At 44.5% G+C, this 6,267-nt stretch carries 8 protein-coding genes, 7 tRNA genes and 2 rRNA genes; 1 reads left to right on the top strand and 16 read right to left on the bottom strand.

Annotated features, from left to right (window positions below):
- The 4 genes from AC58PV_RS35260 to AC58PV_RS35275 form a co-directional block, all read right to left on the bottom strand.
- Positions 1 to 109, bottom strand: a 16S ribosomal RNA gene (locus AC58PV_RS35260); the annotation flags it as partial.
- 414 nt (positions 110 to 523) lie between these two features.
- On the bottom strand, positions 524 to 1,591 hold the full coding sequence (locus AC58PV_RS35265; RefSeq protein ID WP_497437695.1) for an FUSC family protein: 1,068 nt from the start codon (positions 1,589 to 1,591) through the stop codon (positions 524 to 526).
- Positions 1,592 to 1,729: 138 nt separating this feature from the next.
- Positions 1,730 to 1,927 (bottom strand): DUF3934 family protein, encoded by a 198-nt coding sequence (locus AC58PV_RS35270; RefSeq protein WP_497437696.1) that lies wholly within the window; start codon positions 1,925 to 1,927, stop codon positions 1,730 to 1,732.
- A gap of 25 nt (positions 1,928 to 1,952) precedes the next feature.
- The gene (locus tag AC58PV_RS35275) at positions 1,953 to 2,396 is read right to left on the bottom strand and encodes a HEAT repeat domain-containing protein (protein WP_436245473.1); all 444 of its coding nucleotides are present in this window, start codon (positions 2,394 to 2,396) and stop codon (positions 1,953 to 1,955) included.
- A gap of 185 nt (positions 2,397 to 2,581) precedes the next feature.
- Between AC58PV_RS35275 and AC58PV_RS35280 the strand changes: the two genes are divergently transcribed.
- Positions 2,582 to 2,971 (top strand): helix-turn-helix domain-containing protein, encoded by a 390-nt coding sequence (locus tag AC58PV_RS35280; RefSeq protein WP_497437697.1) that lies wholly within the window; start codon positions 2,582 to 2,584, stop codon positions 2,969 to 2,971.
- A gap of 92 nt (positions 2,972 to 3,063) precedes the next feature.
- On the opposite strand, the gene AC58PV_RS35285 is transcribed toward AC58PV_RS35280, so the two are convergent.
- The 12 genes from AC58PV_RS35285 to rrf all read right to left on the bottom strand — a co-directional run.
- Positions 3,064 to 3,249 carry a hypothetical protein gene (locus AC58PV_RS35285; protein WP_497437699.1) on the bottom strand — a complete coding sequence of 62 codons (186 nt, stop codon included), beginning with the start codon at positions 3,247 to 3,249 and terminating at the stop codon, positions 3,064 to 3,066.
- Positions 3,250 to 3,353: 104 nt separating this feature from the next.
- Entirely contained in the window at positions 3,354 to 4,019 is a 666-nt protein-coding gene (gene tenA, locus AC58PV_RS35290; protein WP_497437700.1) for a thiaminase II, read from the bottom strand.
- 197 nt (positions 4,020 to 4,216) lie between these two features.
- On the bottom strand, positions 4,217 to 4,804 hold the full coding sequence (locus tag AC58PV_RS35295) for a thioredoxin family protein (RefSeq protein WP_497437701.1): 588 nt from the start codon (positions 4,802 to 4,804) through the stop codon (positions 4,217 to 4,219).
- Positions 4,805 to 4,831: 27 nt separating this feature from the next.
- On the bottom strand, positions 4,832 to 5,254 hold the full coding sequence (locus AC58PV_RS35300; protein ID WP_497437702.1) for a VOC family protein: 423 nt from the start codon (positions 5,252 to 5,254) through the stop codon (positions 4,832 to 4,834).
- Between the two features lie 171 nt (positions 5,255 to 5,425).
- Positions 5,426 to 5,499 (bottom strand) — tRNA-Pro (locus AC58PV_RS35305).
- A gap of 9 nt (positions 5,500 to 5,508) precedes the next feature.
- Positions 5,509 to 5,580, bottom strand: a tRNA-Gly gene (locus tag AC58PV_RS35310).
- A 38-nt stretch (positions 5,581 to 5,618) separates the two neighbouring features.
- Positions 5,619 to 5,698: transfer RNA gene (locus tag AC58PV_RS35315), tRNA-Leu, on the bottom strand.
- Positions 5,699 to 5,772: 74 nt separating this feature from the next.
- Positions 5,773 to 5,848, bottom strand: a tRNA-Lys gene (locus tag AC58PV_RS35320).
- A gap of 8 nt (positions 5,849 to 5,856) precedes the next feature.
- Positions 5,857 to 5,931: transfer RNA gene (locus AC58PV_RS35325), tRNA-Gln, on the bottom strand.
- Positions 5,932 to 5,941: 10 nt separating this feature from the next.
- A tRNA-Trp gene (locus AC58PV_RS35330) sits at positions 5,942 to 6,015 on the bottom strand.
- An 11-nt stretch (positions 6,016 to 6,026) separates the two neighbouring features.
- Positions 6,027 to 6,108, bottom strand: a tRNA-Tyr gene (locus AC58PV_RS35335).
- Between the two features lie 50 nt (positions 6,109 to 6,158).
- Positions 6,159 to 6,267, bottom strand: a 5S ribosomal RNA gene (gene rrf, locus AC58PV_RS35340); the annotation flags it as partial.

The raw sequence follows: 6,267 nt of genomic DNA on the forward strand, positions 1-6,267 counted from the left end.
TACTCACCCGTCCGCCGCTAGCTTACCCCGAAGGATAAACCCGCTCGACTTGCATGTATTAGGCACGCCGCCAGCGTTCGTCCTGAGCCAGGATCAAACTCTCCATAATAGGCGAGAGACTTTGATCTCCGATCAAAGATCCCTATATATCCCAAAAAAGTGACGCTAACCTCCGAAGAGAATTCCGATTACTTTTCCGGGGCCCAAATTCAAGCTTAACTTGCTCATTTTGATGCTAGCGAGATTATTAATCTCATTTATAGTCGATTGCTCGACTGTGCTTACTCACTTGTTGTTCAGTTTTCAAAGATCAATTTCTTTCGTTCGCTACCGTGTTACCGAAGCAGCGAGAAGTAATATACCATATTGAATATTCATTTGCAAGCTTTATTTTATTTCATCCGTTCGTGAAGATATTCAACACGTGCAGACTCCATGGTTTGTGCTTGTTCATGCTTGTCCTGTCCGGAGCAAGAAACATAATATAACACAAACCATTTCGTAAAGCAAATGTAACTCCAAACTATTTTAAACGAATACTTCTGAGCAGAATTTCAAGTGGTTCCCTCTCTTCTGTCTCCCCTCGATGATCATGCTCCACAAGCTTATCCAAACGTGCAATCTGATGACCATAGTCATACATAGCGGCTGCAACTACGGAGAGCCTTAGCATACCAGCTGGTTGCTCGCTGTAGCGTGCAAGGAGATCAATCATAAACTGTTCATTCTCCGCTTCGATTTCCAAACTATCCGAGCCCGTATCCTTCAACTTGTCATCGTACTTCAGTAGTACATGCTCGTGGTACTTAATCAATTTCTCCATATGATCATCGAAACATACATCCGTTTCCGCACTTGGCGAAGCCTGAAAGTAATGCTCATCTACAGCTTCCAATACCTCAAGCCCTTTGGACATAACAAGCAGCTTCTGCTTGTAGACGACAAGTTCGCGGATTCTTTTGGAGCCGCCGCCCTTTAACTTCTTGATTTCCTCTTCCATGAGGCGATATTTATCCGATAAGGACTTAAGGCTACTACGAAGACTTTCCTTCTCTTCACGAAACACCGTTTCCTTGATCTCATTCGAAATTACCGTGCGAAGGAGCAGTGACATTTTGCTAAAAATAGAACCAATCTGCGCTGCGAACTGTTCCTTAGGCTTAGGCGGAAAGAACAAAACATTCACCACGAAGGCACACCCTATTCCGATCAAGCTAAGCAACAGACGATTAACGGCAAATCGCCACTCCCCTGACGCCTCCATCACAGCCACAACCGTTACTAAGGTAAGCCCTATCGTTTCTTCCATCCGCAAACGTAAACTTAAAATAATAACAATAATACATACAATGCCGATGGCAATCACATTCTGCGAGAAAAACATCCCCGCCAACAGGGCGAAAGCCGCACCGATAATGTTCGTTTGCAACTGATCTAAGAAATAACGCCATGAGCGATAAATCGAGGGCTGCATCGCAAAGATCGCTGCAACAGCCGCAATGACCGGTGGCGTAAATTCGAGCCAAGCACTTATGTATAAAGCTAATGCAACAGCGATGCCTGTTTTCCACACGCGCGCCCCAAATACCATGACTCTCACCTCATCTAGAATATCCTACATCTATCTTACACAGGTCATGTGATGGATGCAAAGCAACCTCAAATAGCAAATAAACCACCCTCAGCAAAAATGCCGAAGATGGTTCGTTGTTCGTAGCGTAGCGATTAGCTATGCTTTCGTGCTTTTATTACTCGCAGCACCCGCAGTATTTGATGTACCCGAAGCTTTCGCCGCGATTGCAGCGGCTTTCAGACCTTTACTCTTGTAGGGTTTCGGGGCACTCTTCGCTCGGTTCTCACTTGCTTTCCACCGGTTCCAGCCTTTGCTGTCAGTACCTCTACCTGTTCCACCTTTGCCCTTAGCCATAAACTCACTCCATACGTGTTGCCTCTTATTTATTGGTTAATAAACCGGACCATGTCGACTCTAGCCATTGATCGAAATCAGAGCCTTTATCACCTTCATAAGTGTCATAAACATCGCTTCTCATTTTTTGCAGCTTTTCCTTGAAAGCCTCATACGTATGACCTTCTGGTAAGCTCTTCTTGATGCGAAGCAAAATTTTACCTACACCTTTAATTAGATCGCCTTTTTTGCGAGGGGGCAGTTGCACATCTTCACCTAGAAGTTTGAGCTTACGGTAAGCCGTCTCCTGGATCGCATAAACGGTATCATTGGTCATGAGACGCTTAAGAATATGAACCGATTGTTGATCGCCATGTTCCCCTAATGCTTCAACGGCAGAAAGGCGCTCCCTCCAATTGGATGTGCGGTTTGCTGCTTTTTTCAACTCTTCAAAATCGGTAGGTAACTCATTGTGTAATTCAATATTCAACGGATTCAAGCTCCTTCTGTGGCTATATGTGTTAGATGTTACACTTTTTTGGGGCAGAGCGCCAACTTTTTCATATGTTTAGTTTACGGAAGTACCATTGAAGAAGGACTTTATACGTTAAATCACCATATACAGGTATCTCTTTTTGGGTTCGAATTCAATAACCTCAACTTGAGGTGAATGAGATGTCCGATTTCCTAAGGCTCGTTGGTGAGCGATTACGTATGATTAGAAAACTTAAGGGATACACGCAGGACCAGCTTGCTGAAAAAACAGGCAAAGTGGGTATGAGCAAATCGCACATATCGGATATTGAACGAGGCCAAAGGAACATTTCACTGACCACGTTGGAAACGCTAATGAATGCGTTGGACATAGACCCGAGCGAGTTGTTTAATTTTCAAAAACTTGACGGTGTAGATGGCATCCATGAAAAGAAATTGATCATCGATATTCACAAAAGCATGCTTATGGAACGCGGGCTTGATGAAGTTCAATATATTGTCAGGACGGCGAGTGATTTCCTAGGGACGTTAGATGCTAAGGAAGCTAACAGACGAAACAAGAAAGATTAGCACCAATACAAAAAAAAGCAAGGAGCAATCGCTAATAGCGAATGACTCGTTGCTTTTCTTTTCCCCTTTAAAGCTGGAATTCCTAGTATGACTTAACTCACTACAACCCCCCTACAATACTTACACACCGGTGCATCAATCGCAATTTCCTCGTTGCAGTAAGCGCAGGGCTTGTGCGTTTTCACTTCAGCAGGAGCTGTGGATTTACTTCGTCTTACACTCATGATGACCAGTACACCAACGACTACGACAATCACAGCCAAAATCCAATAAATCATACGAAACACCTCCCAGTTGATAACCAACTTTTGATGATTTCCGTATATGTATATTCGTTCGATTGGCGCTTATGAATGCGTTTCATTGGCACTTATGTTGGAATTTACATCCACATCTGTTGATGGTACGACATTTCCCAAAACAACGTTTCGTAGCGAGTCGTATTCAAAAAAATCGTTTCTAATCGTGCTAATTCACTTTCTGATTTCCCTAAAGCTAGTCGATCCATTAATTGTATGCACCACAGTGCATGCTTACCGAACTCTTCTGAGCTATATCCTCTCACCCATTCACCATAATCAGGGTGATCTACTGCACCTGGGTACTCTTTCAGCATACAGCCGATCTCCCAATAACTCCACATACAAGGGAGCAACGCTGCCGTCAACTCCGCTAATCCGCCATTCTGTGCTACATGCAACATGTAGTGCGAGTAAGCGAGTGTAATTGGTGAAGGTTCTGCCTGCTCCAATTCTTCCTTCGTGATTCCGAAGCGAGCGGCGTATGAACGATGAATTCCCATTTCTTCATGCAAAATGTTACTTAATGACGCTGAGAATTCACTCATCGTTGTGAGGTCTGGCGCCTTGATAGCTCCTAAAGCGAACAATTTAGCATAATCAATTAAGTATAAGTAGTCTTGAATCATGTAGAACCTGAATTTATTGCGATCTAGAGTTCCCAGGCCTAGTTCTTGAACAAAGGGATGCTGTTGGGTTTGGCGCCATTCGCGCTCGTATTTCTGGACTAAGTGCTGTGTAAAGGACATCAGTGGTCTCCCTTGTCATATCATTCTATGATGAATAGATGAGTGGTTTATGATTAGTAGATTTGGTGAACTCTCTTATTTTACCATATATTAACTTTATTGCTAGTAATGAATATGAAAATTCAAAAAATGAACCTCCACAATATGGAGGCTCATTACTTTCTATTATGTGGGTATGTACGTTCAGCAGAAGTGTGCTATACCAAGTCGCAAGCGTCCGCAGGCATCCAATGCGCATCCTTACCGTCCCATTTTACATTGCAGCCCAGTGGGTTCGTCAACGGTAACGAAATCGCTTGACCAGAGGTCAGTTCTTCTAATGCGATATCTAAATTATTTATTGTGATTTTGGACGCATCCTTCGGATTATCCACGCCACGTCCCGTGTAGACCAATCTACGATTTGCATCAAAGACATAGAAATGCGGTGTTCTTAGTGCACCATAGGCTAATGCTGTTTCTTGGGTTTCGTCTCTCAGGTACGTCCATGGATATTTATGTTCCTCCATATGCGATACCATATGATCAAAGGAATCTTCTGGTTTGGTGTTCACGCTATTGGCGTTGATACCAATGAACTGTACACCTTTATCTTTGTACCGATTGGCCGTTTCGCGTGTTACTTCATTAGAACCAATTACATAAGGGCAATGGTTGCAAGTGAAAAATATAACGAGCGTTTTCGCATCGCTGAAATCATTCAACCCATATGTTTGTCCATCCGTTGCTGGTAATGAAAAATCAGGTGCTACATGTCCGAGCGATAAAGTAAAGGTATCAGCCACGTCCCATTCCCCTCTCATCCCCAAAAATTATAGTTGATTCTCCCCTGTGCTTTGGAAAAACTCAATGATTTCCCCGTTTAATCCTTTGACAAAAGCGATCCGTACAGGTGTTGGCGGATTCACGCCTAAGATCACGTCTTTCGGCTCTACCGTTACGATAGCTCCTGCAGCAACGGCTGCTTGAACGGCACCATCCACATCATTACTACGGAATGCTACGTGGAAGAAATATCCTTCTGGTATTTGCTCGCCCGTTCCTCCAGCGAATACCTCCATATAATTCCCATCGCCGGAATCAAGCAGGACAGCACGCTTGTCCCCTTCACCCCAGTTGTTCTTCTCTACAAAGCCTAAACCTTCTGTATAAAACTTGACTGTCGCGTCAAAATCATTCGCTCTGAGTGCAACGTGGTGAAAACCTCCGCCGCCTATTTTTGAATTTGTTCCCACTTACTTTAGCCTCCTTCAAATTCTTATGTTTTCTCCATTTCCAGTATACTCCAACATGCGTGGTTAGAAAATGAGTTACATCGAGGTAACTAAGTAACCAAGGGGAAGCCAAGGTCAACTAAAACTAAAAACCACAGCCCCTCATCTTAAGATGAAGAACTGTGGTTCTGATCGGGACGACACGATTTGAACATGCGACCCCCTGCTCCCAAAGCAGGTGCTCTACCAAGCTGAGCTACGTCCCGAAGATAAAAAGCGGAAGACGGGGATCGAACCCGCGACCCTCGCCTTGGCAAGGCGATGCTCTACCGCTGAGCCACTTCCGCAGAGTACCTCATGTGTATGTATACAAATGAGGATTTGATGCGCGTAGAGGGACTTGAACCCCCACGGTCACCCGCTAGATCCTAAGTCTAGTGCGTCTGCCAATTCCGCCATACGCGCATGAATAATGATGGGGTCCCCGAAAAGTACTCGGAATTCCCTTCGAAGCTATCACTTCACTTTTTGGGGTAAAGTGGTGAGTCATGTAGGATTCGAACCTACGACACCCTGATTAAAAGTCAGGTGCTCTACCAACTGAGCTAATGACTCATAAAAAATGGCTGGGGATCTAGGATTTGAACCTAGGCATGACGGAGTCAAAGTCCGTTGCCTTACCGCTTGGCTAATCCCCATTGCTGTTATTGGCAGGGGCAGCAGGAATTGAACCCACACCAAAGGTTTTGGAGACCTTTGTTCTACCCTTAAACTATGCCCCTAAATAGGTATATGGAGGCTGATGGATTCGAACCACCGAACTCGAAGAGAGCAGATTTACAGTCTGCCGTGTTTAGCCACTTCACTAAGCCTCCATAAAGACAATCCAATCATACTAACAAAAAAATACCCAACAAGTGGGTCTGCTTGGCAACGTTCTACTCTCCCAGAACCCTGCGGTTCAAGTACCATCGACGCTGGAAGGCTTAACGGTCGTGTTCGAGATGGGAACGCGTGGATCCCTTCCGCCATCA

The organism is Paenibacillus sp. J22FR83, assembly GCF_059691955.1.

Coding starts and splice junctions, on each gene's coding strand:
- tenA (WP_497437700.1), bottom strand. CDS start 4,019: ATGTCCTTTACACAGCACTTAGTCCAGAAATACGAGCGCGAATGGCGC.
- AC58PV_RS35280 (WP_497437697.1), top strand. CDS start 2,582: ATGTCCGATTTCCTAAGGCTCGTTGGTGAGCGATTACGTATGATTAGA.
- AC58PV_RS35265 (WP_497437695.1), bottom strand. CDS start 1,591: ATGGTATTTGGGGCGCGCGTGTGGAAAACAGGCATCGCTGTTGCATTA.
- AC58PV_RS35270 (WP_497437696.1), bottom strand. CDS start 1,927: ATGGCTAAGGGCAAAGGTGGAACAGGTAGAGGTACTGACAGCAAAGGC.
- AC58PV_RS35285 (WP_497437699.1), bottom strand. CDS start 3,249: ATGATTTATTGGATTTTGGCTGTGATTGTCGTAGTCGTTGGTGTACTG.